Origin of the sequence: Vibrio sp. St2 (assembly GCF_947311885.1) — a bacterium.
Lineage (GTDB): Bacteria > Pseudomonadota > Gammaproteobacteria > Enterobacterales > Vibrionaceae > Vibrio > Vibrio coralliilyticus.
In genome coordinates this window covers 23,388-47,630 of the sequence record NZ_CAMZNA010000018.1, presented here as the reverse complement: position 1 = coordinate 47,630, position 24,243 = coordinate 23,388, and the positions used below count along the sequence as shown (strand labels likewise).

Annotated in this window: 27 protein-coding genes; 6 read left to right on the top strand and 21 right to left on the bottom strand. The window is 46.5% G+C overall.

The genetic code is table 11. The annotated features are described in order from the left end of the window. Window positions 1–44: 44 nt before the first annotated feature. Window positions 45–425 carry a YijD family membrane protein gene (locus QMA41_RS24545; protein WP_006957287.1) on the bottom strand — a complete coding sequence of 127 codons (381 nt, stop codon included), beginning with the start codon at window positions 423–425 and terminating at the stop codon, window positions 45–47. Continuing rightward, the gene (gene fabR / locus QMA41_RS24540; protein WP_006957289.1) at window positions 425–1,072 is read right to left on the bottom strand and encodes an HTH-type transcriptional repressor FabR; all 648 of its coding nucleotides are present in this window, start codon (window positions 1,070–1,072) and stop codon (window positions 425–427) included. The genes QMA41_RS24545 and fabR overlap by 1 nt, the downstream gene beginning before the upstream one ends. Window positions 1,073–1,325: 253 nt before the next feature. Between fabR and sthA the strand changes: the two genes are divergently transcribed. Beyond that, window positions 1,326–2,756: a Si-specific NAD(P)(+) transhydrogenase gene (gene sthA / locus QMA41_RS24535; RefSeq protein WP_281630813.1), complete on the top strand. Its 1,431-nt coding sequence runs from the start codon at window positions 1,326–1,328 to the stop codon at window positions 2,754–2,756. A gap of 42 nt (window positions 2,757–2,798) precedes the next feature. Here sthA and dinF read toward each other — a convergent pair whose 3' ends face one another. The 4 genes from dinF to QMA41_RS24515 all read right to left on the bottom strand — a co-directional run bounded on the left by dinF (window position 2,799) and on the right by QMA41_RS24515 (window position 6,267). Then, window positions 2,799–4,154 (bottom strand): MATE family efflux transporter DinF, encoded by a 1,356-nt coding sequence (gene dinF / locus QMA41_RS24530; protein WP_281630812.1) that lies wholly within the window; start codon window positions 4,152–4,154, stop codon window positions 2,799–2,801. A gap of 27 nt (window positions 4,155–4,181) precedes the next feature. Beyond that, window positions 4,182–5,000: a class I SAM-dependent methyltransferase gene (locus tag QMA41_RS24525; protein ID WP_171341743.1), complete on the bottom strand. Its 819-nt coding sequence runs from the start codon at window positions 4,998–5,000 to the stop codon at window positions 4,182–4,184. 188 nt (window positions 5,001–5,188) lie between these two features. Further along, entirely contained in the window at window positions 5,189–5,806 is a 618-nt protein-coding gene (gene lexA, locus QMA41_RS24520) for a transcriptional repressor LexA (protein WP_038514519.1), read from the bottom strand. A gap of 98 nt (window positions 5,807–5,904) precedes the next feature. After that, a complete protein-coding gene (locus tag QMA41_RS24515; protein WP_045987141.1) occupies window positions 5,905–6,267 on the bottom strand; it encodes a diacylglycerol kinase in 363 nt (120 codons plus the stop codon). A 203-nt stretch (window positions 6,268–6,470) separates the two neighbouring features. Between QMA41_RS24515 and plsB the strand changes: the two genes are divergently transcribed. After that, window positions 6,471–8,903, top strand: a complete 2,433-nt coding sequence (gene plsB / locus QMA41_RS24510) for a glycerol-3-phosphate 1-O-acyltransferase PlsB (protein WP_281630818.1) — start codon at window positions 6,471–6,473, stop codon at window positions 8,901–8,903. Window positions 8,904–8,963: 60 nt separating this feature from the next. Here plsB and ubiA read toward each other — a convergent pair whose 3' ends face one another. After that, window positions 8,964–9,818 carry a 4-hydroxybenzoate octaprenyltransferase gene (gene ubiA / locus QMA41_RS24505; RefSeq protein ID WP_281630811.1) on the bottom strand — a complete coding sequence of 285 codons (855 nt, stop codon included), beginning with the start codon at window positions 9,816–9,818 and terminating at the stop codon, window positions 8,964–8,966. Beyond that, entirely contained in the window at window positions 9,819–10,358 is a 540-nt protein-coding gene (locus QMA41_RS24500; RefSeq protein WP_171354171.1) for a chorismate lyase, read from the bottom strand. Between the two features lie 165 nt (window positions 10,359–10,523). Between QMA41_RS24500 and QMA41_RS24495 the strand changes: the two genes are divergently transcribed. Further along, the gene (locus QMA41_RS24495; RefSeq protein WP_006957301.1) at window positions 10,524–10,931 is read left to right on the top strand and encodes a flagellar basal body-associated protein FliL; all 408 of its coding nucleotides are present in this window, start codon (window positions 10,524–10,526) and stop codon (window positions 10,929–10,931) included. A 36-nt stretch (window positions 10,932–10,967) separates the two neighbouring features. Here the strand turns inward: QMA41_RS24495 and glpG are convergent, their stop codons facing one another. The 6 genes from glpG to ftsY form a co-directional block, all read right to left on the bottom strand. Continuing rightward, the gene (gene glpG, locus QMA41_RS24490; protein WP_281630810.1) at window positions 10,968–11,798 is read right to left on the bottom strand and encodes a rhomboid family intramembrane serine protease GlpG; all 831 of its coding nucleotides are present in this window, start codon (window positions 11,796–11,798) and stop codon (window positions 10,968–10,970) included. Between the two features lie 8 nt (window positions 11,799–11,806). Beyond that, on the bottom strand, window positions 11,807–12,133 hold the full coding sequence (gene glpE / locus QMA41_RS24485) for a thiosulfate sulfurtransferase GlpE (RefSeq protein ID WP_006957303.1): 327 nt from the start codon (window positions 12,131–12,133) through the stop codon (window positions 11,807–11,809). A gap of 414 nt (window positions 12,134–12,547) precedes the next feature. Continuing rightward, entirely contained in the window at window positions 12,548–13,405 is an 858-nt protein-coding gene (gene rpoH, locus QMA41_RS24480; protein WP_006957304.1) for an RNA polymerase sigma factor RpoH, read from the bottom strand. A 170-nt stretch (window positions 13,406–13,575) separates the two neighbouring features. Then, window positions 13,576–14,544: a permease-like cell division protein FtsX gene (gene ftsX, locus QMA41_RS24475; protein ID WP_281630809.1), complete on the bottom strand. Its 969-nt coding sequence runs from the start codon at window positions 14,542–14,544 to the stop codon at window positions 13,576–13,578. Beyond that, window positions 14,534–15,208 carry a cell division ATP-binding protein FtsE gene (gene ftsE, locus QMA41_RS24470; RefSeq protein WP_006957305.1) on the bottom strand — a complete coding sequence of 225 codons (675 nt, stop codon included), beginning with the start codon at window positions 15,206–15,208 and terminating at the stop codon, window positions 14,534–14,536. The genes ftsX and ftsE overlap by 11 nt, the downstream gene beginning before the upstream one ends. A gap of 27 nt (window positions 15,209–15,235) precedes the next feature. Further along, on the bottom strand, window positions 15,236–16,465 hold the full coding sequence (gene ftsY, locus QMA41_RS24465; protein WP_281630808.1) for a signal recognition particle-docking protein FtsY: 1,230 nt from the start codon (window positions 16,463–16,465) through the stop codon (window positions 15,236–15,238). 209 nt (window positions 16,466–16,674) lie between these two features. Between ftsY and rsmD the strand changes: the two genes are divergently transcribed. After that, a complete protein-coding gene (rsmD, locus tag QMA41_RS24460) occupies window positions 16,675–17,274 on the top strand; it encodes a 16S rRNA (guanine(966)-N(2))-methyltransferase RsmD (protein ID WP_281630807.1) in 600 nt (199 codons plus the stop codon). Window positions 17,275–17,286: 12 nt separating this feature from the next. After that, a complete protein-coding gene (locus QMA41_RS24455; RefSeq protein ID WP_006957308.1) occupies window positions 17,287–17,553 on the top strand; it encodes a DUF1145 domain-containing protein in 267 nt (88 codons plus the stop codon). Window positions 17,554–17,608: 55 nt separating this feature from the next. Here QMA41_RS24455 and QMA41_RS24450 read toward each other — a convergent pair whose 3' ends face one another. The 4 genes from QMA41_RS24450 to QMA41_RS24435 all read right to left on the bottom strand — a co-directional run bounded on the left by QMA41_RS24450 (window position 17,609) and on the right by QMA41_RS24435 (window position 20,526). After that, the gene (locus QMA41_RS24450; RefSeq protein ID WP_006957309.1) at window positions 17,609–18,193 is read right to left on the bottom strand and encodes a YhgN family NAAT transporter; all 585 of its coding nucleotides are present in this window, start codon (window positions 18,191–18,193) and stop codon (window positions 17,609–17,611) included. Window positions 18,194–18,293: 100 nt separating this feature from the next. After that, on the bottom strand, window positions 18,294–18,530 hold the full coding sequence (locus QMA41_RS24445; protein WP_281630806.1) for a YecH family metal-binding protein: 237 nt from the start codon (window positions 18,528–18,530) through the stop codon (window positions 18,294–18,296). A gap of 64 nt (window positions 18,531–18,594) precedes the next feature. Next, complete coding sequence (locus QMA41_RS24440) at window positions 18,595–19,218, bottom strand: lysoplasmalogenase (RefSeq protein WP_045987148.1); 624 nt, start codon at window positions 19,216–19,218, stop codon at window positions 18,595–18,597. Window positions 19,219–20,160: 942 nt separating this feature from the next. Beyond that, window positions 20,161–20,526, bottom strand: a complete 366-nt coding sequence (locus QMA41_RS24435; RefSeq protein WP_019274057.1) for a hypothetical protein — start codon at window positions 20,524–20,526, stop codon at window positions 20,161–20,163. Between the two features lie 308 nt (window positions 20,527–20,834). On the opposite strand from QMA41_RS24435, the gene QMA41_RS24430 reads away from it, so the two are divergent. Then, window positions 20,835–21,164, top strand: coding sequence for a DUF2500 domain-containing protein (locus QMA41_RS24430; protein WP_281630805.1), 330 nt, complete (start codon window positions 20,835–20,837; stop codon window positions 21,162–21,164). Window position 21,165: 1 nt separating this feature from the next. Here the strand turns inward: QMA41_RS24430 and QMA41_RS24425 are convergent, their stop codons facing one another. The 3 genes from QMA41_RS24425 to QMA41_RS24415 form a co-directional block, all read right to left on the bottom strand. Next, window positions 21,166–22,143, bottom strand: a complete 978-nt coding sequence (locus QMA41_RS24425; protein WP_281630804.1) for an amidohydrolase — start codon at window positions 22,141–22,143, stop codon at window positions 21,166–21,168. Between the two features lie 311 nt (window positions 22,144–22,454). Beyond that, a complete protein-coding gene (gene arsJ, locus QMA41_RS24420) occupies window positions 22,455–23,675 on the bottom strand; it encodes an organoarsenical effux MFS transporter ArsJ (protein ID WP_172851723.1) in 1,221 nt (406 codons plus the stop codon). A 74-nt stretch (window positions 23,676–23,749) separates the two neighbouring features. Beyond that, complete coding sequence (locus QMA41_RS24415) at window positions 23,750–24,241, bottom strand: cyclin-dependent kinase inhibitor 3 family protein (RefSeq protein WP_045987151.1); 492 nt, start codon at window positions 24,239–24,241, stop codon at window positions 23,750–23,752. Window positions 24,242–24,243 lie beyond the last annotated feature (2 nt).

Here is a 24,243-nt window from a genome sequence, read left to right as displayed (position 1 = left end):
AAAAAAACGAGCCATTTGGCTCGTTTTTTATATTTGGAGTCAGACTACTCAGCGCTAGCGGAGCGGTTCATAAAACCCAGTTTCTTACCAATCCATAGTAATAGCAACAGCGACACTATGATGGCAAAGAAGTTAGACCCCGCATCCGGGTGCTGCGCTTTGACAAAAGCAGAGTGACCAAAGGCGCCAACGAAGAAACACGCTAGACCAACCAGCGGAATGTCTTCGGAGACAGGGTTACGTAGATATTCTTGGTACAGCGCCTGCACAGACAGTACAAGCGCAATCAGTGGAAAAATAGAGAAAGAAACTTCGCTCATTGTCAGCCATGACAACAATGCGTCTCCACACATACCAGCAATCAATGCAAGTACGAGCGTCTTCTTCTCAGAACCACGATTAACTTGGTTTACTTCATTCGACATTAATCAATCCCACCTTTTAATCGGTTACGGTTACGTTCACGTTCTTTGCGATACCATAAAGCCCCTTTGGCTATCATTCGCAATTGCATAATCAATCGTTCCGCAAGCTCATCTCGCTCGCGTCGATTCAAATCCAGTGCTTCTGCACCTGAGCTAAACACTAAGGTGACGGAAGCTTCAGCCTGGGTATAGGCTTCATCACGCGTCATTCCTGTGCTGATCAAATACTCGGTCAGTTCAGCGGCAAAATGCTGAATCTCTCTCGCCACAGCGGTACGAAAGTCAAACGATGTTCCCGAACGTTCTCGCAATAATAGTCGAAACACATTGGGGTTGCTTTCAATGAACTCCATAAACGTCTCGATAGAAGTGCGAATCACACTCCCCTCTTTGACGATTCGCTGTCGCGCCTGGCGCATCAACTGACGAAGCAGCAAGCCGCCTTCGTCAACCATGGTCAACCCCAGCTCATCCATATCTTTGAAATGGCGATAAAATGAGGTTGGAGCAATCCCTGCTTCCCGGGCAACTTCTCGTAAACTCAAGTTCGAAAAGCTTCGGTCAGCGCTAAGCTGGCTAAACGCAGCATCAATTAATGAACGACGCGTTTTTTCTTTTTGCTGTGCACGGATTCCCATGGATTTCATCTGTTTTCTATTTATTGGTTTAGTAGCAGTTAATATACAACGATTACCTTAAGGACATAAGCCAAAATCGTAACCTTTGACTACCGCGTGACAATTAAACTCAGCCTGATTTCTTTTTCAATCACTTAACGCTGGTTTAGAGACCTATCACCGCGCAAATACCAGATATGAAACATTCTGCGTGATCGCTTCCACTCTCTAGTGCGCTGACCGTGTGCTCTATCGTGAAATCAGTTAAAATCTCGCTAAAGCAATGTTAAGACAATATAACAAAGGAAAAGTTATGGCGGAAAGTAACCACTTTGACGTGATCGTTATTGGTAGTGGCCCTGGCGGTGAAGGGGCAGCGATGGGGCTAACCAAAGCGGGACTCAATGTCGCCATAGTGGAAAAAGAGAGCAGCGTCGGTGGCGGTTGTACCCACTGGGGAACCATCCCTTCAAAAGCGCTGCGTCATGCGGTCAGTCGCATCATTGAATTCAACAATAACCCGCTGTTTTGCCATAACAACACCAGCTTGCACTCTACGTTCTCCAATATCTTGGGCCACGCTAAATCAGTGATTGATAAGCAGACTCGCCTGAGACAAAGCTTCTACGATCGTAATCAATGTTCTTTGATTTTCGGTACTGCGCGCTTTACGGACAAGTACACCATTGCCGTCACTCAAGCAGACGGCACAGAGGAGCTGTACAGCGCTGATCGATTTGTGATTGCAACAGGCTCACGCCCATACCAGCCAGCTGATGTCGACTTCCTACATGAACGTATCTATGACAGCGATTCTATTCTCAGCCTGAAACACGACCCTCGTCATATCATTATTTATGGTGCCGGCGTGATCGGTTGTGAGTATGCGTCTATCTTCCGTGGTTTGGGCGTAAAAACGGACTTAATCAACACTCGAGACCGACTGCTGTCTTTCCTTGATAATGAAGTCTCAGACGCCTTGTCTTATCACTTCTGGAACAGCGGTGTTGTGATCCGTAACGACGAAACTTACGAGAAAATTGAAGGCACCGAAGATGGCGTCATTATCCATCTCGAATCAGGTAAGAAAATGCGCGCCGATTGTATTCTTTACGCCAACGGCCGCACGGGTAACACCGACAAACTCAACCTATCGGCTGTGGGTTTAAATGCCGACTCTCGTGGCCAGCTCACCGTTGACAGTAACTACCAGACGGAAGTCGACCATATTTACGCAGTCGGCGATGTTATTGGCTACCCTAGCCTAGCTAGTGCGGCTTATGACCAAGGCCGATACGTGGCACAGGCGATCAATAAAGGCCAAGCCGATGGCAATCTGATTGAAGACATCCCAACCGGTATTTATACCATTCCAGAAATCAGTTCTGTAGGTAAGACAGAGCAAGAGCTAACGGCAGCAAAAGTCCCTTATGAAGTTGGTCGTTCTTCATTTAAGCACTTAGCCCGTGCTCAGATTGCAGGTAAAGACATCGGCAGCTTGAAGATTCTCTTCCACCGTGAAACCAAAGAAATCCTTGGTATTCACTGCTTTGGTGAGCGTGCCGCGGAAATCATCCATATCGGACAAGCGATTATGGAACAAAAAGGCGAAGCCAATACGATTGAATACTTCGTCAATACCACATTTAACTATCCGACCATGGCCGAAGCGTACCGCGTAGCGGCGCTGAATGGCCTCAATCGCTTATTCTAAGTCGAGCAATAAAAAAGCCGCAGTCATCGCTGCGGCTTTTTGTTAAGCAGTCAAAAATTGTTGTTTACGCCACTGCTGATAAAAAATCACCGCCAGTGTCACACCACGCATCCCCATAAAACTCAACATAGCCAGCCACAATGCATGGTTACCGAAACTGGCCAAGGCGAAAAATACCCCAAAGAAAGTGCACATTGCGAAAAACATGCTATTGCGCATTTCTCTCCCTTTCGTTGCCCCAATGAATATGCCATCCAATAAGAAGCACCACATTGAGACTAAAGGCATCGCCATCAACCAAGGAAGGTATATCAGTGCTGTATCGTGCACTTTCGGGATGTCGGTGATCAGACTGATCAAGGACGATCCGGCGAAAGCAAACACAGCCGTTAACCCCAAACAGATTATCAGACTCCAAAAGAAAGTTCCCACCAATGACGCGCTGAGCTGTTGCTTATCCTTAGCGCCTATCGCTTTACCAACCATCGCCTCCATCGCATAGGCAAATCCGTCCATGCCGTAGGAAATGATCATCAGAAAACTCATTAATACCGCATTGGCAGCCACAATATCATCGCCAAAGCTTGCGCCCTGGAACGTCATAAACGTAAAGGTCGCTTGCAGGCACAAAGACCGCAGGAAAATATCACGGTTAAGCTTTACGAAACGGCTTAATCCATGGGTGGTGTCTTTCAGCAACGAAGCAATCGAGGGTAAATGGCTTTTATGCCACGTACGCCAAACACACCATAGGCCAAAGCTCATACCACTATAATCAGCAATCACCGACGCCAGTGCGGCACCTTCCACTTTCCAGCCAAAGCCAATCACAAACAGTACATCGAGAACTATGTTGGTGACGTTTGCAATGATCACCATCCACATCGGTGCACGTGCGTTCTGCGTCCCTAGCAACCAGCCCAATAAGACAAAGTTAACTAAGGCAGCAGGAGCGCTCCAAGCACGAATGGCAAAATACTGCTCACCATAAAATTTGACTTCATCACTCGCACTGCTCAGCGAAAATACCAGATTGGCAATCGGTTGATGAAATAGGAGAAACAGCAGTGCAAAACCCAATGCCATTGAGACACCCTGAGTGAACACTAAACCGAGTTGTTTACCACTTTGAGCACCATACGATTGCGCCGCCAGCCCGGTGGTCGACATCCGCAAAAAACCCAGTAGCCAGAAAGTCACACTGATCATGGTACTGCCAAGCGCAACTCCGCCCAGATACCAAGCATGTTCAAGGTGGCCAATAACCGCCGCATCAACTAAGCCGAGTAAAGGTACGGTTATGTTCGATAGAACCATGGGGATCGCCAGCAGTAGAACCTGCTTATGTAGCGCTTTATTGGAAAGGGTCTGAAGTAATTGCACGTTTGCACTCATCATAAAAGAAGAGTGCAAAGTGTAACCGGATTACCAGCGAAGCTGAACCACTACCGGAGTAAGCCTATGCTTAAGGGAATTGAATTTGGTGAGCCAGCGTTGCCATAACTTCCAACGCCCGCAGTGTTTATCTAAAGGAGAAAAGGTCTTGGCCCAGCGCGCCCATGGCAGGTAATTAAGTGTTGCATCCCCGGGTGACGCATAGCCATGATTATAACTGCCTGCGCCCATTTTCTGACCAAGTTTGCTTGCCGCGAGATCCCCCGCCAGCACCACACATGCTCGTGCTGAATCAAAGTGGCAACCAAGGGCCTGAATAAACTTACCAACTTGCTTTTCACTGCAATCCAGTAAAGCGTGCTCACAGACAATCAATACCGGCGCCTTTTCCGGTACAGGCAAATTATCCAGCCATGACAAGTCATCAACGTTGCCACACATATGTTGGTAACGTTCGCTTTTATGGAACAGTTTCTGACGCCAAAGGAGGTTTTCCGTCACATCAAGTTCAAGCCAGTGACAACGGCCATTGTCAACTCGGTAGAAACGCGTATCGAGGCCAGCGCCAACATTGATTATCCAACCGTCGGGGTTGCGTGAAATGAAGTGATTGACCTGATCGTCACAGATTTGAGTCAGGGTGGCATGAAGAAGTTGTTTCTGATCGATATCACCAGAGAGGCATTCCGGTGCGAGTTGGCAACGCTGACACGCATTAGCCGCGATTGGGTCATAAACCAAGCCGTTGTCGACCAAGCTTTCTCGGCTGCGAAGCCAGAGAGGTTGCAACAAATTGGCCGGGATTTGATAGCGATGTGTTGAAGCTTTTTGCTTAGCGGCCATGATCATCTTCCTTCCATACCAGAAATAAGATGATAATGAATATCAATTACAAAAACAAGTAATTGAGAATAGATCTCAACAATATATGAGATATCGAGCCACAACTCACAGACTGAAGTGACAAAACAACGTCAGCGAACATTCTCGCTGACGTTACAAGCCATTCAATACCACTTCTGCGAGCAGTGCAGTGATTACATCCAGTCGGTATTACGGATAATTCCGACCGCTAGACCTTCAATCGCTAGGTGCTGACATGACAGGTCAACTTTAATAGGTTCAAACTCTTCGTTTTCTGCATGGAGTAAAACGGTTGACCCTTTGCGTTCCAAACGCTTAACGGTGACATCGTCATCGACACGAGCAACAACCACCTGACCATCATGAACGTCCTGAGTTTTGTGCACCGCAAGCAGATCGCCATCCATGATACCGATGTCTTTCATACTCTCGCCGTTGACGCGCAATAAGAAATCAGCCTGAGGCTTGAACATGGCCGGATCCACCTGATAGTGCGCTTCAACATGTTCCTGAGCTAGAATCGGTTCACCTGCCGCAACCTGTCCAATCAAAGGCAGACCATCATCATTGGCAGAATCTTCTAGCAAGATGCGGATTCCACGCGATGCGCCTGGAATAATTTCAATCGCTTGCTTACGCGCTAGAGCTTTTAAATGCTCCTCAGCGGCATTGGCAGAACGAAAGCCCAGTTCACGGGCAATTTCAGCACGCGTAGGAGGCATGCCTGTGTCGTCAATTTTACTCTTGATCAGATCAAATACTTGTTGCTGGCGTGGCGTTAACGGCTTCATAAGTCACCTGTCTTTTTATACAGTTAACTGTGAGTATATCCAGTAATTGTTTAAATGAAAAGCCAATTGCTGGTTTTTTGATAGAGTTAAACTTTTGACTACAAAAACAATACTTCTAACCACACGTAACCTGTCAGTAGCATGGTGATCATGACAGCCGCTGATCCAATATCTTTCGCCCTGCCGGCCAGCTCATGCTGCTCTTCACCAATACGATCAACAACGGCTTCAATAGCACTGTTAAACAGTTCAGCAATCAATACCAGCACTACAGTGGCAATCAGCAAGATGCGTTCTAGCTGGCTAACATCAAGCAATAGTGCGGTTGGAATCATGATCGCTGTGAGGAAAATTTCCTCTCTGAATGCAGGTTCATTTTTAAACGCCGCTTTGAGGCCTTGGCATGAGTAACGGGTTGCATTTCTTATACGTTTGAATCCATGAAGTGATTTTTGCGGCACAGACTTTTCTCTTGAATAATTAAATAGATGATTTGATTTTGGCTAAATTGATGCTTTTACGCCCAATTACCAGTAAAAGGTTCGACCAGTTTCTGATATCCTTGCAGCCTTAAAAATATCAGCTTGAGCGCTTTTCCATTCCTACAATAAAGGAAATGGAAAATGCTTATGCGATTTATCTGTTTTTTGAGGCCAAGAACCTTATGTCTTCCGGACAATCATTATCGAGTTCATTACTAAAACTGCCCTTGTCAGTGATGGTAAAAGGAACCGCGATTCCTTCAAATCCTATTGAAGATCATAACATCGATGCAGCCAAACCCATCATTTATGCCCTACCTTATCGTTCGAGTGTTGATTTAGTCACACTCCAAACACAGGTCGTGCGCCTTGGTTTGCCTGATCCGTTTGAGCCAGTTGAGATCAACGGCAAGTCATTCAAACGTTATGTATTTATTTCTTCACGTCAAACCGTGATGAGCAATGATCAGGATGTCCCTAGTGAGTCCGTCGCTCTATTTTCTGAGCTACTTGAACTGCATAAATTTGACAGCGAACTGGATGTCCAAGTCATTCCAGCTACGGTTCTTTGGGGTCGTAAGCCAGGCAAAGAATCCCAGCAAACGCCTTATCTTCAAGCGCTCAATGGCCCTGAAAAAGCGATGGCGGTACTTAAATCAGGCCGTGATTGTCTGGTGCGGATCAGCCCAGTCGTATCTCTGCGTTACATGGCCGATTCACACGGCACCGATGCTTCCATCGCCCACAAGCTGGCTCGCGTTGCTCGAATTCATTTTTCTCGTCAGAAACTGGCGGCATCTGGACCAAACTTGCCTAACCGTCAGGCGCTGTTTAATCGCTTGATGAAGTCCAAAGCGATTGAAAAAGCGATTGCAGACGAAGCAAAAGCCAAAAATATCTCACTCGAGAAAGCGCGTAAAGAAGCGCAAGATATCATGGATGAGATTGCGGCAGACTTTTCATACTCCTTGGTGAAAAACGGCGACCGACTGTTGAGCTGGCTGTGGAATCGCATTTATCAGGGGCTGAATATCAATAATGCGTCCACGGTACGTAAATTAGCGCAAGATGGGCATGAAATCGTCTATGTGCCTTGTCACCGTAGCCACATGGATTACCTACTTCTGTCTTACGTCCTGTTCCACGAAGGCATGGTACCGCCACATATCGCTGCAGGTATTAACCTTAACTTTTTCCCAGCGGGACCACTATTCCGTCGCGGAGGCGCGTTCTTTATTCGCCGTAGCTTTAAGGGCAATAAACTTTATTCCACTATTTTCCGCGAGTATCTGGCGGAGCTGTTCACCAAAGGCTATTCAGTTGAGTACTTCAGTGAAGGTGGACGTTCACGAACGGGCCGACTGCTTCAGGCTAAAACTGGTATGTTGGCGATGACCATTCAGGCGATGCTGCGCGGCCTCAACCGACCAGTCACTCTAGTGCCTGTCTATATTGGCTATGAGCACGTCATGGAAGTGAGCACGTATGCCAAAGAGCTGCGCGGTAAGCGTAAAGAGAAAGAAAACGCTGGCCTAGTGCTGCGTACGATTCGCAAACTGCGCAATTTTGGTCAAGGCTACGTGAACTTTGGTGAGCCAATTCCACTCAACCAATACCTAAATGAAAACGCGCCTGAGTGGACACAAGATATTGACCCTATGGGAAGCACCAAGCCTCAGTGGCTAAACCCAGTGGTTAACGACTTGGCGACTAAAATGATGACGCACATTAACGATGCGGCTGCGACCAACGCACTGACATTGTGTGCTACTGCGCTGCTCGCTTCACGTCAACGTGCACTATCTCGTGACAGCCTAGTCAAACAAATCGAATGTTATCTGTCTCTACTTAAGAACGTACCTTATTCGTCTACTTTCACGGTTCCGGATGAAGATGCGGAAGCCTTAGTCAAACACGCAGAGTCGCTGGATAAGTTTGTCATCGAGTCTGACACCATGGGCGAGATCGTGTCACTGGATCGCAATCAGTCAATCCTAATGACCTACTACCGCAATAACATTATTCACCTGTTCGCGATTCCATCTTTGATAGCTCAGATGCTGATCCGTCATCAGCAGCTTAGCTTGGAGCAAATCAAAGCCAATGTGGCTTTGGTGTACCCATTCCTGAAACAGGAATTGTTCCTGAGCATTGAAGAAGCGCAGCTCGGTGATGTCACGGAAGCTTACATTGAGGAGATCGCTCGTCTTGGTCTGGTTGCTATCGACACAGAACAAAATGTGGCACTCAAGCAGGCTAACACCCAGGTCTTGATGCTGCTTGGTCGCACCATTACAGAAACCCTGCAGCGGTATTCAATCGCACTCAACCTGCTAACCGCCAATCCGGAATTGGGCAAAGCCGATCTTGAGCAGAAGAGCCAAGACATCGCTCAGCGTTTGGGTCGACTGCACGGAATTAATGCACCTGAGTTCTTCGATAAAGGGGTTTTCTCCGCTATGTTTACCACGCTACAACAACAAGCGTACTTAGACAAAGACGGTAACTGTGATAAAGAGAAAAGTCAGATTCTGGCCGAGTTGCTTTACTCTATGCTTTACCCAGAAGTGCGCCTGACGATTAAAGAAAGTATCTGTCAGGTCGGCGAAGCGTAATCGACAGCTAAGATACAAAAAGGGCATCCGATTGGATGCCCTTTTTATTTTTTCAAATTCTTACCAGAACGCAATCAACAATCCAGCGGCGATCACCATCCCGACATAGTTGTTATTCAGAAAAGCGCGGAAACACAAATCTCGTTCTCGATGACGAATCAGGTGATGCTGAAAAACAAACAGCGCACCCGCGATTAGCAGGCTCCAATAATAGCTGGCGCCTAACTCATACCAATTCCCAACAGCAATAAGCATCGCCATCGTCACTAACTGCAACGCCCCAATAATCATCTTGTCAAAGCGGCCAAACAGAATGGCTGTCGACTTGATGCCAATTTTGAGGTCGTCATCACGATCCACCATGGCATACTGAGTATCGTAAGCAATCGTCCAAAGTGCGTTGATGGCAAAGATAAACCACACCATCGCAGGCAATTCATTAGCCTGAGCGGCCCAAGCCATTGGAATCGACCAACTGAACGCTAACCCAAGGAATAGTTGCGGTAAATGGGTGTAGCGCTTCATGAATGGGTAGATAAAAGCGAGAAACAGGCCGGCAAAAGAGAGTTTGATGGTCAGTGGGTTCATGGTCAGTACCAGCAGGAAAGACGTGACAGATAAGACAATAAACAATCCGATCGCTTCTTTGGACGTCACTCTTCCAGAAGGCAAAGGACGCTGGCTGGTGCGCTTGACATGACCATCGACTTTGCGGTCTGCGAAATCATTGATCACGCAACCCGCAGAGCGCATAAACACCACACCTAGAATAAACACGACTAAAACCGTCGGATCGGGCACGCCTTGCGCTGCAATGATCAGAGCCCACAATGTCGGCCATAACAAAAGCAAGGTACCAATCGGCTTATCCATGCGCATTAATTGCCAATAAGCCTGAGCTTTTGCTGCAGTCATCTACACGCTCTCCTTCGAGTACATCGGTGCGGTTGGCAAAAACAGCTCTGCCACCAGCATAGGTTTGTGATTCATCCATAAACGAGAACGGCGAGCAAGGAACTGACCGTCTGGCGTTTCAGCCCAACCCACTTGCAGCGCATCGCGTTTAACGTTCTCAGCATTAAACACCGTCAAACCAAGCGGAATTTCGCCTTGGCGCGTCAAATCGAATTGCTGCCCATCCATAGAGGATTGCGGGATCAAGGTTCTGCCCAGAACCCAAGCCTTACCATCCCCTTTCAAGACGACTTTGCGCAGCAAGCATTCTTCTTGTGCAAGAAGCTCAATTTCCTGCAGATTGAGCTTCTCTGCTTTAACCACTTTGTTATGCAACAAATCTACACTTAATGTCTGGCAGTGGGCTTCTAATAAACGTGACAATGAGCCCTGTTCCAACAACCAATTTTTCGCATTTTGTGTAGGAAAGCTAAACTTATCAGGATCTTGCCATTCGACTTGGCGAAGAGCAGATAAATAAAGCGAAGTAAATTGATTCATACTAGTATTCAATAAGTAGCTTTATCGTCGTACAATAAAGCTTCGATCTTAGTTGTTAACCACCCCATCGAGTGCTTAACGCATAATTATTACAAATAGATGCTCTATTGTAACAAGACTCAGACGATTCGAGTATCGTGATTAGAAGAAAGAAAAGACAGAAATATGATTAAACGTTACTTAGTCCAAATATTTGTCGCTTTGAGCGTCTTGGTTAGTCTCTCATCTATCGCCGAAGAAGGCGGCGAGCCTAAGTTGGCCTACTTTACCCTAGAGCCGGATCTGACAACAAATTTTTATACTAAAGGCAAACAGCTCGGTTACATTCAGGTACGTATTGATATTATGGTGGCGAATGAGACTGATCTGGCGATCATCGAATTACATCAACCACTCATCCGCGATGCAGTGATTGAGTTACTGGGTAAACAATCCTCGGATACGATCACTTCATTAGCGGGCCGCGAAGATTTACGCAAAAACCTCGTTGAGCAGCTGAACTCTATTTTGCTGCCAGAAACAGGCAGAACGATCATTGCCGATTTGCTGTTTACCAAATACCTCTACCAGTAACCACATTTTGCAAAAAAGCGGCTTCGGCCGCTTTTTTTATTTCTTTACCCGACTGGCATCCACCAAGCCAAATACGACACCAGAAATCAAACCAACCAGATGGGCCGTGTTGGCAATCGCCATAAAGGGTTGAACAAACCCTAATACGAGCCAGACCAGCATAAAACCTATGATAGGTTTTGGCATATTGAGCCCAAGCTGTGGTGCTTTGTATCCCAGCATCCATAAGTAGCCGACCAACGCATACACTACGCCAGATAAGCCACCGAAGTTGGCCCCTTCTACCCAGTATTGGCCTGCACCTGACAATGCCGCTGACACAACAAACAACTGAAGCAGTTTTTTCGCACCCAATCGCTGCTCAATGTCTCCCCCTAGTTGCCACCACCACAACAAGTTAAACGCAATGTGCGCGACCGAGAAGTGCAGAACCGCATGACTGACCCAGCGCCACAGCTGCCACTCTTGTCCGGCGAGCGCGGGAAAGTGCAAGGCTGAGAAAACCGCCTGGCCTGCACCAAACTGCTGCAAGGCAAAGATGACGATGCACACCAACATCACGGCTAACGTCACAGGACCAGCTTTGGCCTTCACCATCGCTAACATACTGGGAGACTGATAACTAAACTGGCTGGTTCGACTTTCAGCCATGTCCCATGACGCAGCTTGGTATTTAGCGTCGCTGGGATTGTCGAGAAAATGTTGCAGCTCTGCTTCTGCTTCAATCTGATGCTGAGAATCGGCAAGCCACAATGCAAACTGACCACTTCCTTCCGGCATCATCTTTATATCAATACGACGTGATGCCATATAGTCGATAAACGCTTGCGCCATGCGCGGATTGGAAATCGAGATCAGTCTTATCATAGCGGTTCCTATGGCAGGTTGGATTCAACAGGTAACTGAGCACGTTGCCAGGCTTCAAAGCCCCCATCAACACTATACACCTGCTCAAAGCCTTGGTTAACCAAATATTGTGCCGCCCCTTGGCTACTAATACCGTGGTAACACATCACCAGTACAGGCTGTTCAAATTCCACCTCATCCATAAACTTAGTAATAGTGTCGTTCGTCAGATGAAAGGCGGCTTCTGGGTGAGCAACGGCGAAAGATTGTGGGTCACGAATGTCGACTAAGCGAGCGTCACCTTGTTCAAGTAAGGCCTGTGCACCTGCTACATCAATATGTTGAAACTGGTCCATTTACTGTCTCTTAAATAGGAATAGGAGTTGGGCGTCATTGTAACCTATCCAGTGGTCAACAAGTACACTGGAGCAGTAAGGTTATCCACTTGCGATCAATTCTTCACCATCTGTGGATAAATTTGTGGATTACGTTAATAAAGTATCCAAATGAAGTTGGATCCACAATATATAGTGATGATCCTTATTTTTTTGTGTGTAAGAGTAAAAGTATCCCCATGAGAAAAATACCTCTGATACCTTTATTCACCCGCCTTTCTGACATATAGCGAAGAAATTTACCACAGAGTTACCCACAGGCAGCTTGGCAAAATTCGATCCACAAAAGTCTAGGTACCAGGGTATTATTGGATCGATAAAACGAAAAAACCGAGATCAAATGATCTCGGTTTTCAAACTCGAACGCAATGAGAGTTAGAAGTCGCCGACGGCAGCCTTTAACTTCTTCATGGCATTTTTTTCAAGCTGACGAATACGTTCAGCAGACACACTGTAGGTTTCCGCCAATTCCTGTAACGTCGACTTATTGTCTTCAAGCCAGCGTGAACGGACAATATGCTGACTACGCTCATCCAGACTCGACAAGGCTAAGCTTAAGCGGTTGTTCGTATGCGCTTCCCAATTGGCCGCTTCGACATTGTCGGCAACATCCGAGGCTTTATCTTCTAAGTACAGCATTGGCGCTGTGTAAGAAACACCAGAATCGTCATCATCGTTCTGCATTTCAAATGCCGCATCCTGAGCCGCAAGACGAGATTCCATCTCACGCACTTCAGATGGCTCAACACCCAGCTCTCTAGCAACAGTTTCAACTTCACCGTTGTTAAACCAGCCAAGGCGCTTCTTCGATTTACGCAGGTTGAAGAACAATTTGCGCTGAGCCTTAGTGGTCGCAATTTTCACAATACGCCAGTTACGCAGTACGTATTCGTGAATTTCAGCTTTGATCCAGTGCACAGCAAATGACACCAAACGCACACCGACTTCCGGATTAAAGCGTTTTACTGCTTTCATCAGGCCGATGTTGCCTTCCTGTACTAAGTCTGCCATTGGCAAGCCATAGCCAGAGTAACCACGAGCTACGTGCACCACAAAACGAAGGTGCGAAAGAATCAGGCCTTTTGCCGCTTCAATTTCGCCGTTGTAGTGTAGTCGCTCAGCCAGTCCACGCTCCTCTTCAGCGGTCAGCATTGGATAGCCGTTCACTGTGCGGATATAGCTATCTAAGCTATCTTGTGTAACTACAGCCATTGGATACGCTTGGTTAGTCATTCAATTCCTCATCAATTTCTGATCTGGAGTAGGTTTTAGCCCATCAATCTTGAACCTAAAATGAACAAGATTCAAGCGGGGGAAAGTTATTATGCATAAACCTTTCGTCTATACAAGTAAAAAAGTACACGGTAGCGTGTACTTTTTCAAATAATTAGGACAACAACTATTTATACAGGTTCAATTTCTTTCAAATGACGCTGCGCTGAAATTTTCGCTGCCAAGCATCCTAAGAAGGTGCCAAGCATCAATAATAACAAGCTTTCATCCCAGCTTAGTCCAATCAGGCGGAAACGACTATCGTACAGCAGAGCCAATTGCTCTACGCTGCTGTTCAGTACCACAGTGATAATCGCCGTCATGATCCAGGCAGTAAGTGCTCCCAACAGACCAAACCACATCCCTGAGTACAGGTACGGTCGGAGAATAAAGCTGTTGGTTGCCCCTATCAGCTTCATAGTCTGAATTTCTTCTTTATTGGCAAGGACATTGAAACGCAGGGTATTACCGACAATCAAAAATACCGAACCCAGCATCAAAACAGACAAGGTGATCACTATGCCCCCGACCAGATTCTTGATCGCATCAAGACGCGTCAGCCAATCTTCGTCAAGGCGAACATCCGTCACTTCTTCTTCACCCGCTAATGTTGCCGCCAACTGTTTGATCTTTGTTTTATCTTCAACGCTTGGCGTGACGATAAGCACACCGGGTAGCGCGTAGTCATCCAGCAAAGAAATCGCATGGTCAAATCCAGAGTACTGGCTCAGATCATCAAGACCTTGTTGTGGCGAGATATACTCAACCTTGGCCACTTCTTCCATACTTTCCAGTTGGTCTTTCAACACCATAATACGAGCTTCTGGCGTTTGTTCTTGTATGTAACCACTCACTTTCGATGGACTGGTTACATCGCTTGATGCCGCTGCAAGGTTTTTGCCCAGGAGGTACAAAGCCGCGGGCATGGCTAATGCCATCGAAATCACCGCCAACGTAAGAATGTTACCCAGAGGCCGAGACCACATCACAGCAAAAGAGGTTCTGGCCTGTTTGAAGTGAACGGTAAAGAAACTGTCACGCTTCACACGGTTTTTCGGACGTCCTTTAGCCGATTTTTTGTTGCGCACATTAGCAGCCATAATCTTCTACCTCACTCAGGAAACCTTGGTTCAGTTCAAGATGGCGATATTGTGGTCGTGTGTTGACCAGACCAATATCGTGCGTCGCCAGCAGAATGGTCACTCCAGCGCGGTTAAACTCTTCAAAAAGCTTAACGACTCGGTTGGATAGTTCAGGATCCAAGTTGCCCGTCGGTTCATCCGCCAACAGCAAGGTTGGGCGATTAACCACTGCACGAGCAATACCGACTCGCTGCTGTTCACCGCCAGACAACTGACTGGGTAAGCATTTAGCTTTATCCAGTAAGTCCGTTTTATCCAGTGCTGCGGACACACGACGCTTAATCTCACTCTCAGAGATAGATTCAATACGCATCGGCAGTGCGACGTTATCAAACACCGAACGATCCATCAGTAAGCGGTGATCCTGAAAGACAATGCCGATGTTTCGACGCAAGAACGGGATGTCTTTATTGGGAATACGAGTGATATCGTGATCATTAAAGCTGATTTTTCCGTCCGTTGGGCGCTCAATGGCACAAATCAACTTGAGCAAAGTGCTTTTTCCAGCGCCGGAGTGGCCACCGAGAAAAGCCATTTCTCCGCGGCGCAGATGGAAATCCACCTTTTGCAGCGCTTGTCTGCCTCCACGATACGCTTTACTTACTTGCTGAAACTTTATCACTCGTCGTTCCTCTTACTGAGCTACTGATTAGTCTTCGCGGCTGAATAATGCGTCAATAAATTCCTGAGTTTCAAATGGGCGTAAATCATCAATGCCTTCACCCACACCAATATAGCGGATAGGAATCTGGAACTGATCGGCCAACGCAAAGATAACCCCACCTTTCGCGGTACCATCTAATTTAGTGAGGGTAATGCCGGTTAGCGGTGCAACATCACTGAACAGTTTTGCCTGACTAATAGCATTCTGGCCCGTACCCGCGTCCAATGTCAGCATGATTTCATGCGGTGCAGAATCATCGACCTTCTTCATCACTCGAACGATCTTACGCAGCTCTTCCATCAGGTTAGCTTTGTTCTGTAGACGACCCGCTGTATCGGCAATCACCACATCAACACCTTTGGCTTTTGCAGACTCAATGGCGTCATAAATAACCGATGCACTGTCTGCGCCGGTATGCTGAGCCACAACTGGTACTTGGTTGCGCTCGCCCCAAACTTGGAGCTGCTCAACGGCCGCTGCACGGAAGGTGTCACCTGCAGCCAGCATGACTTTTTTACCTTGTGATTGGAATTGCTTAGCCAGCTTACCGATTGTTGTCGTTTTACCGACACCATTCACGCCAACCATCAGGATAACGTAAGGGGTTTTGTTGGTATCAATTTCAAGCGGCTTTTCAACGGTCGAGAGAATGCCGGCCATCTCTTCTTTCAACAGACCATACAGTGCTTCGCCGTCTTTCAGTTCCTGACGAGAAGCTTTTTCTGTCAGGTTGTCGATGATTTTCACCGTGGTATCCATACCAACATCGGCAATCAGTAGCTGCTCTTCCAGCTCTTCAAACAGCTCATCATCAATTTGTTTGTCTTTAAACAAGCCAAAGAAGCCAGCGCCTATGTTTGCTTTTGTACGCGCTAAGCTACGCTTTAAGCGGGCAAAAAAGCTTTCGGTTGGCTTCTCTTGCTCAATCACACGAGGTTCTTGTGGCTGTTCTGCTTCTGCTTCTGCTTCTGCTTCTGCTTCTGCTTCTGCTTCTGCTTCTGCTTCTGCTTCTGCTTCTGCTTCTGCTTCTGCTTCTGCTTCTGCTTCTGCTAAGTCAGCCTGAGGCTCTGGCTGAACGTCGTCAACGGTTTGCGCTTCTTCTGCAACTTCTTCAACTATTTCCGATTGGGTTTCTTCAGCAGCTTGCTTGGCTTGTTGCTCCTCATCACCGAAGCCAAGCCAAGAAAGTAATCCGCGCTTCTTTTTTTCCGTCATCTGGGGATATCCTAGATTGTCTTAATTTACTCTGACACTTTTCGCCGGGTATTGTCCCGGTAAAGAAAAGAAAAATGACAACAGAGTGAAAAGTTTCCAGCGTAATAACGATGGTATACACTTTGTCATCAACAAAATTTGGGCTGTACTCAGGACGAACTCACTGAGCGACTGGGTATAGTATCACTTTATTAGCGGTCAAAAAATCTATGGTACGGCGTCGCCAGCAAAACACATCACAAAAAAAGCCTTCAACGGGCTTTGTTCGAATTATTAGCGGCTTATGGAGAGGGAGAAAACTGCCTGTTCATGATGCAGAAGGGCTACGCCCAACAACGGATCGCGTCAAAGAAACCCTTTTCAACTGGCTGGCTCAGGATGTGCCTCAGGCAAAATGCCTCGACTTGTTTGCCGGTTCTGGCGGATTGGGCTTTGAAGCGGCTTCGCGTCAGGCTGATAAGGTCACCATGATTGAGCTCAACCCGACGGCATTCAAGCAGTTAGAAAAAAACATTGCGGCTCTTAATTCAGATAACCTTACCGCGATTAACAGCGATACGTTGAGCTTTCTTCAACAAGCAGGTACTCCGCATCATGTGGTATTCATCGACCCACCATTTCGCAAAGGCTTGCTGGAACAAACCGTCACTTTGCTGGAAAGTAATGGCTGGTTGGCCAACGATGCCATGATTTACATTGAAACTGAGAAAGAACTTGCGTTGGAAGGCATTCCAACCAACTGGCACCTACACCGAGAAAAAACGGCAGGCCAAGTCAGTTACCGATTATTTGAAAGACAACAAGACTAAAAAGGAAGTCTCATGAAAGCTCTACTTTTTCTTGCCAAAGCCGCGATTGGCTTTGTGTGGTTCATCCTGATCCTGAACTTCTTTATGCCCTTTCCGGGCAAAGCGGCGATTGCGCTATACATTATGACGGCCTTCCTGTTCATCATGCATGGCCTGCAATCAGCCATCTTTATCGGCGCGTTTGGTGACAAGATTAAGATGACCAGTTGGGAAAAATGGTCGATTCTGATTTTCGGCATCTTTGCCCTGCTCGATATTCGTCGCAAGTACATGATGTAAAACCCACACCATCCAATGTAAAACGCCGCTCATCTTGAGCGGCGTTTTTTGTTTCTTAGCTTAGATAACTCTTCACTCCGTTGAGGAACATCTGAGTCGAAATCATCACTAGCAGCAGCCCCATCAGGCGCTCAATGGCTTTTAAGCCTCGTTCACCTAAGATACGGTGGAAGAAGTTATAGAACATCAGGATAAAGAAAGTTGCCCCCCACGCTAGCAGAACAGCGCCAGACAACTCAAGCAATTTGTCCGGGTGCTGGGTCGACAGGAGTAACAGTGCAGCAATCACTGATGGCCCCGCAATCATAGGAATAGCCATAGGGACAATAAACGGCTCTTCGCCCGCCGCGAGGCCTGTGATGCTGCCCGCACTCGGGAAAATCATCTTAATCGCGATGATGAACAGGATAATACCGCCAGAAATACTCAGCGTTTCGGGCTCAACATGAAGGAAACTCAGAATCGCCTGACCTGCAAACAGGAACAGCATCAGAATAATCAGTGCGAAGCACAACTCGCGCACCAGAACTTTGCGTCTGCGTTTCGGGTCAAGGTGCTTGAGAATCGATAGGACGATTGGAAGATTGCCAAGCGGATCCATGATAAGAAACAACATGGTTGCGGCAGAAAGAATTTCCATGAATGAGCCTCCAAAGCCAAAAAGTTCTCAATGAACAGAGCGAAAAGTCGGCGAAGTATATCAACACCGTTTGACAATTTGGAGGCAAAAAGCAGAGTTTTTAATGGCTACAGACGCGTTCTAAGTTCAGCGCCCATTTTCCTTTCACATCAACGATCTTTTCTCGTTCGATAAAAAACGCCATCAAGGCATCCAAATCCAGCCCATCCAGTTTACAGGTATGGAACTTAGCATCATCACCAAACTCAGCGCAGGCAACCTCTCGCAGCTCCTGCATTGTCATTGGTCGAGCATGCAATAAGTTTAGAACGTTATGTGCGTGTATTTCGTTAGACATGATTTCCTCCACGAATAATTCAGTGAAGAGAGCATAGCCTGATGTTATTGAATAGATTTTGATTTCAGATAATCAAAGAGGCAGTAATCAAAGAATGCGCCAGCAGGTAGCTGCCAGAAATCAGATAACGGCCATAGCGAATAGGGTGTTTGTAATCATGCACCGCAAGCAAACCTGCCGATAAAGTCAGAGTCAGCGTTCCTAAAAAGCCCAGCACACTTTCCATTGTCCCGGTCAAAAGCCACACTTCACCCGCCGCCCAGTTCAGCTGCAGTAACATCATGCCCATTATCACCACTGGGAAGATAAGACGATCAATTTTGGGCAGCATTAGGAAGAACACCACGACGCCAATCGCCAACAGCATTGCAGGTAGCCACCAGACAATCTCACCTGAAAGCTGAAGCCAAAAAGAGGTGCTGTAACAAAGCTGGGCTCCGACAAATGCGGCAAAGCACAACTTTTGTTGTCGTTTATAGATATAAAGACCGTCTGCCAGCATGGAGATCAACAAACCCAATGTGACCCACCAGGCCGATAGGCCAACCAGACTATTCTGGCTCCACAGCATGACGACAAGCATGCCTAACGACAATGTTTTAAACACGACCGCTTGTTTGTTCTGGTTGCTTTCGTTAGCAGAAATACTAATAAATCCTGACAGCGCGACTGAAAGCCAGCTCCACATGGGTCCACCTCTTTTAAACTGAGTCGCCAGTGTAGGCAGGACGCTAAAGATGTCCAGAAATGGAAAGCAAAACTTGGATCTTGATTGGCTTCTGACAGAGTCACAAAGGCGTCGGTAAAGCGCGCTAGCTAAAGCGCCTTACCTTTCATCGCTGGCTTTACATCAACTAAATTTGGCGTAAACGCCGACTTTATCCAAATTCACCAGATCCAGCCAACCAAGATCAAAAAAAGCATAAAAACACGAACGAAAATTCACATCAAAACATTTAAAATCAACAGGTTAAAAAAAAATCAAGCATATTATTAGCCCCCAAAACTAATAGAATGCAATCTTAGTCAGGTCAGTCGGCAGCCATTTTAATCTGAAACTAGGTAAAACAAGCCAAAACAAAACCCGATAACCATCAATTTAACCCAACACTGACACCAAGAGAGCAATCAAACAAACAAAATGACAATCTCTATAATTTAACAACAATTAAACATCATTAAAAAACTTAAAAATCAACAATTTAAACAACAAAACAAACAAAAAGAACAGTTTTCAATCAACTCAAAAACCATAGAAAGACAATCAAAAAACCATCCTAAACACTGCATTTTCGCACTTACACAGCGTTACTTTTAAAGCTTAGGAAAATAAAAACTTGATCAAAGCACAAAAACACTGCTATTCTAAATTACATAGAGTTAAGCATCACTAAATAGGAGCAGGGTTATGATTACTTCTTCACAAAAACAAGGACTTGTAATGATCGCAGTTGTTGTTGGCCTAATGACACTGCCGATGATGTACTAAGCCATAGTTACAAAAGCAAAAAGGGACGCATTCGCGTCCCTTTTTGTTATGTCGCAGATTTTTTACACAAAACCCGCCTACAAATCCAACGGATTTCTAAGTTTGACTATTTTTTAAAAACAGTCTGTTTTAGACCTTTTATTACAAATGCTTAGACAAAATATCCCAATGGGCATAATAGAAAAGCAATGCCGCTAATGTAATCAGAGTCATCAAAGTAATCGCCGCTCGCCAGATAAAGCGACTACTGCGTGGCGTGAGCTCTTTTTCACATTCATCACACACAGAAAGAAAGTCACTACGACTTTCCAACTTGTAATCTTCTTCATGAACTATCTTATTGCGAATGGTCGCGATATAGCGCAACTTACCAATCACATCGTGCGGTAGTCGCTCCTCGCAGCTGGTGATCAACTGATGTAATCCCTTACCTTCAGCGTGATATTGCGTGCGAAGCAGCTTTTCAATTGTTCGTGTCCGTGTCACTACTTTTTCGATATCAGACATGGCTTCCCTCCATCGCTAGTAAGTTTAAGGGCAGAGACTGACCTCTTCCAGCCAGCACTATAAGTAAATAATATTCCGTCTTATTATCTACTATCTAGCCCCATTTTTACGGTCCTTTGCAAGTAAATTAATGTAAAGGAATCAATGACTAGCTTTATCAGCATACTGACAAAATCACCACTAACGTGTGATATGTCTCGAAGAATGATACAAAGGACAACAACAGAGGCTCACAGTTGTGTTCAAAGCCCCAACCTGAGTCCAAATTAGCACTAAAATAACCCATCGGCTTTTTGGGGAGAGCAACAATGCCATTAACGTTATTCATCGCCATTATTGTGTTTGTACTCGCCAGTGGCTGGGTATTTAGTCGACTTTATCGCAGACACATTCAGGGAGAAAATGCGCCTGAACAAACAGCGGACGTCACTGTTCTCGATAAGCAGGCCATTGATGTTCATGACGCCCAACCAGTACAAGATGAGCAGGAATACTGGATTTACGTGCAGAAAGGACGTCTAGGCCCTAAACGAGAGTTTCAGGTTGGAGTGCATTATTTCCATGCCTTAAATCCCGGAGACAAAGGCATGCTGACTTATCAAGGTGATAAGTTTCTTCATTTCGCGATGAAGCGCTAATCTAGCGCTTCACCATCTTGAGCATATTGTTTTTCGCCATGTTTTCGGCCACGTCATTCGGCAACGCATCCAAGACTTCATCCCAACGAGATAACACTTCACCCGTAATTTTAAAACGGCCTACAACATCAGAGCCAATCATGAAACGATCGGGATACTCTTTGATCAACACCACCCACTCTTTCTTTGATTCAGGGCTCGCCAGTATCACATCGCGCAAGCTCCAAGATGCCAAAATGTAGAGATTATCGTAATCATCCAGTAACTCACTGACTTCATCAATGAGAAACGCCAGATTCTGACGTCGTAGCAATGTCGAACTCGTCCCCGCGTGCGCCCAGATAAAGTTGGTTTTGCTGTTTTCTTCTAACGCCTCCACCAGCTCATGCTTGTACAACGGGTGCGTTTCTCGCTCAGATGTGATGTTGGTATGCAGAATCACCGGCATGTTGTGCTTCGCAGCCACCTGATACACCTTCATCAAAGCAGGATGATTGGCTCTGGCTTGTTCACCTAACGTCAGCGCAGACAAACTGTCATGACGAGTCAGAATCTCACCAATTCCTTTCCAGAAGCCAGGGTCGCTTTCAATCATCTGCTCGACTTGTTCTGCTGCGAACATATCCGTAGGGTTAAAGCCGGTAATAAAAGGAAACAGTCGCTCTTGATGCGGCGAGTCTTTCAGTGCTCGGTAGAGAATCTCGTCGGTACGTGAGTAGTAATAGACGGGTGAGTCATCGCCAAATTCATAACGTGGTGCGACAGGATCGTGAGCATTCCACTTTTTCATAATCGGCAGACCCATCACAAACGCATGTTCAATGTTGCTTTGATCCATCTTATGCACCAGATATTTGATGCCATCGGTACGCTGAAAAAAATCAACATAATGGATCTCGGCATCATTAAAACCGCCGTCATACCCGCAGGCAAATGGGGCTACTGACAACATTAAGCTCGCTAACCATTTTCTGTTCATATTCCCTTCCTGAACTAGTATTACCGCTCACCTCACAGCGATTAAGTATTCAATATAACAATTAACCTGATGATTCAGGCAGATTCATGCCATGTTTTAGACATAAACCTTTTTAATTTAATCGGTTACGGTTTTGGAAAGATAAGCGAGCACCAATCAATGGCGACTAACTGACAGCGAGAGGCAAGAACATGTTCACTCTGTCTCTCATACCGCTACCTTTGTTCAACACTGGTTGAGCAAAGGTAGCAATAAAAAAGTTGACCACGGTGTAACCTTGGTCAACTTTTAGTCATGAAATTGTTCTTAATTTAAGCAGTTGCGGTATTACTCACCTTAGGCAGCTTGATAGAAATCAGGGTAGTCAGCGCAAGAAATGCAAAGGAAACCCATAGGCACGCAGCCAAACCTGCAACCTGAAATATCCAACCTGACAGCACTGTACCAATTAAGCGCCCCATGGCATTCGCCATATAGTAGAAGCCGACATCCAGTGATACGCCATCCCCTTTGGCATAGCTGACGATCAGATAAGAATGCAGGGATGAGTTAACCGCAAACACAGCACCAAAAATCAAGAGTCCAACCACGATAACCAACTGAGGTTGCCAGCCAATTTGCACTGCGTAAGCAATTCCCGCGGTGATCACCGCCAACAAGCCAGCCCACATCAGCGCCGCGCTGCCGTCAGGGACTTTACCTTGTGCTTTACCGGTGATCTTAGGGGCAAAGCCTTGGACAAAACCGTAAGCAATCACCCAAGTCGCTAAGAAGCCACCAACCCAAAGATGATCCCAGCCAAACACGCTGCCCAGATAGATAGGTAGGGCGACAACAAACCAAACATCTCGTGCCCCAAACAGGAACATACGCGCCGCAGATAAGATATTGATTGAGCTCGACTTAGAAAAGATTTGGCTGAATTTAGGCTTGTTTTTGGCTTTCCCCAAATCACTTTCAAGACCGATTAAGCTGCCAATCAGAACCAGTGTTAACACGCCCGCCATCAGCAACACCGCGTACTTAAAGCCAATCAGAGACAGCAATAAGCCACCGATAAAGAAGCCGACACCTTTAAGGGCATTTTTCGACCCCGTCAGAATCGCGATCCACTTATACAAAGCACCTTGCTGCTCATCAGGCACCAGTGCCTTTATGGAACTTTTGGCACTCATCTTATTAAGGTCTTTGGCAATACCAGACAACGCCTGAGCCAGCATCACCCAAGGTATGGTCAGCCAGACATTGGGAACTGCGAGCATCGCCAGTGCCACTATCTGCATCGCCAGCCCAAGGTTCATGGTTTTGTTTAAGCCAAGCCTCGCGCCAAGCCAACCACCAATCAGGTTGGTTACCACGCCAAAGAACTCGTAGAACAAGAACAAGGATGCGATTTCTAACGTGCTGTAGCCCAGATCATGGAAATACAGCACCACCAGCATTCTCAACGCGCCGTCAGTAATGGTGAAGTTCCAGTAATTGAACGTCACCAGCATATATTGACGCACACTCTTACTCAGATTTGCGATCATAGAGTACCCAATTTTCTCTTATGTACAGCGATGGGAGCTTTTGGACATCTATGATCCAAAAGCTCCTCAAGGGGTTATTTCGCCGCGACTGCGTTGATGTAATCGACCTGAACAGGTTTGGTAAAGGCACCCGGACGTAGCGCCTGCACCTCTTTGACAATGTCGCTCAACGGCCACTGTTTTTCTAACAGCAAATGTGCGGCCAACAGGCCCGTACGACCTGACCCGCCCATGCAATGCATCGCAACTTTACCGCCATTATCGACAACCTGATGCAGAGCAGAGCTGGCTTGCTGCCATTTCACGGCAAAGTCATCACCCGGTGCGCAGTCATCTTCAATTTCAATCTGAAACCACTGCATGCCTAGTTTCTCTGTCGCTTCACCAAGCTGAGCAACGCCTTTGTTCTCTAATTCTGTGTTATCCAGCGCCGTCACTATCGCTTCAACACCTTGCTCTTTTAGCTGCACAAGCGAAGCTTCCAGGTCAACACCTTTAGTCCCCGGACAAGGAGTAAGTACTAACGCACCTTGCTCTAGGTCCAATTGCCAAGTTGGATGTGTCATCT

What these genes read in the sequence shown, in the direction of transcription:
- QMA41_RS24450 (WP_006957309.1), bottom strand. Translation starts at nt 18,193, where the DNA reads ATGGAAATTCTTTCTGCCGCAACCATGTTGTTTCTTATCATGGATCCG.
- plsB (WP_281630818.1), top strand. Translation starts at nt 6,471, where the DNA reads ATGTCTTCCGGACAATCATTATCGAGTTCATTACTAAAACTGCCCTTG.
- lexA (WP_038514519.1), bottom strand. Translation starts at nt 5,806, where the DNA reads ATGAAGCCGTTAACGCCACGCCAGCAACAAGTATTTGATCTGATCAAG.
- arsJ (WP_172851723.1), bottom strand. Translation starts at nt 23,675, where the DNA reads ATGATCGCAAATCTGAGTAAGAGTGTGCGTCAATATATGCTGGTGACG.
- ftsX (WP_281630809.1), bottom strand. Translation starts at nt 14,544, where the DNA reads ATGGCTGCTAATGTGCGCAACAAAAAATCGGCTAAAGGACGTCCGAAA.
- sthA (WP_281630813.1), top strand. Translation starts at nt 1,326, where the DNA reads ATGTTAAGACAATATAACAAAGGAAAAGTTATGGCGGAAAGTAACCAC.
- QMA41_RS24445 (WP_281630806.1), bottom strand. Translation starts at nt 18,530, where the DNA reads ATGTCTAACGAAATACACGCACATAACGTTCTAAACTTATTGCATGCT.
- ftsY (WP_281630808.1), bottom strand. Translation starts at nt 16,465, where the DNA reads ATGACGGAAAAAAAGAAGCGCGGATTACTTTCTTGGCTTGGCTTCGGT.
- QMA41_RS24440 (WP_045987148.1), bottom strand. Translation starts at nt 19,218, where the DNA reads ATGTGGAGCTGGCTTTCAGTCGCGCTGTCAGGATTTATTAGTATTTCT.
- QMA41_RS24425 (WP_281630804.1), bottom strand. Translation starts at nt 22,143, where the DNA reads ATGAACAGAAAATGGTTAGCGAGCTTAATGTTGTCAGTAGCCCCATTT.
- QMA41_RS24495 (WP_006957301.1), top strand. Translation starts at nt 10,524, where the DNA reads ATGATTAAACGTTACTTAGTCCAAATATTTGTCGCTTTGAGCGTCTTG.
- QMA41_RS24415 (WP_045987151.1), bottom strand. Translation starts at nt 24,241, where the DNA reads ATGACACATCCAACTTGGCAATTGGACCTAGAGCAAGGTGCGTTAGTA.
- rsmD (WP_281630807.1), top strand. Translation starts at nt 16,675, where the DNA reads ATGGTACGGCGTCGCCAGCAAAACACATCACAAAAAAAGCCTTCAACG.
- dinF (WP_281630812.1), bottom strand. Translation starts at nt 4,154, where the DNA reads ATGATGAGTGCAAACGTGCAATTACTTCAGACCCTTTCCAATAAAGCG.
- ubiA (WP_281630811.1), bottom strand. Translation starts at nt 9,818, where the DNA reads ATGACTGCAGCAAAAGCTCAGGCTTATTGGCAATTAATGCGCATGGAT.
- QMA41_RS24500 (WP_171354171.1), bottom strand. Translation starts at nt 10,358, where the DNA reads ATGAATCAATTTACTTCGCTTTATTTATCTGCTCTTCGCCAAGTCGAA.
- glpG (WP_281630810.1), bottom strand. Translation starts at nt 11,798, where the DNA reads ATGATAAGACTGATCTCGATTTCCAATCCGCGCATGGCGCAAGCGTTT.
- QMA41_RS24545 (WP_006957287.1), bottom strand. Translation starts at nt 425, where the DNA reads ATGTCGAATGAAGTAAACCAAGTTAATCGTGGTTCTGAGAAGAAGACG.
- fabR (WP_006957289.1), bottom strand. Translation starts at nt 1,072, where the DNA reads ATGAAATCCATGGGAATCCGTGCACAGCAAAAAGAAAAAACGCGTCGT.
- glpE (WP_006957303.1), bottom strand. Translation starts at nt 12,133, where the DNA reads ATGGACCAGTTTCAACATATTGATGTAGCAGGTGCACAGGCCTTACTT.
- QMA41_RS24430 (WP_281630805.1), top strand. Translation starts at nt 20,835, where the DNA reads ATGCCATTAACGTTATTCATCGCCATTATTGTGTTTGTACTCGCCAGT.
- rpoH (WP_006957304.1), bottom strand. Translation starts at nt 13,405, where the DNA reads ATGACTAACCAAGCGTATCCAATGGCTGTAGTTACACAAGATAGCTTA.
- QMA41_RS24455 (WP_006957308.1), top strand. Translation starts at nt 17,287, where the DNA reads ATGAAAGCTCTACTTTTTCTTGCCAAAGCCGCGATTGGCTTTGTGTGG.
- QMA41_RS24525 (WP_171341743.1), bottom strand. Translation starts at nt 5,000, where the DNA reads ATGATCATGGCCGCTAAGCAAAAAGCTTCAACACATCGCTATCAAATC.
- QMA41_RS24435 (WP_019274057.1), bottom strand. Translation starts at nt 20,526, where the DNA reads ATGTCTGATATCGAAAAAGTAGTGACACGGACACGAACAATTGAAAAG.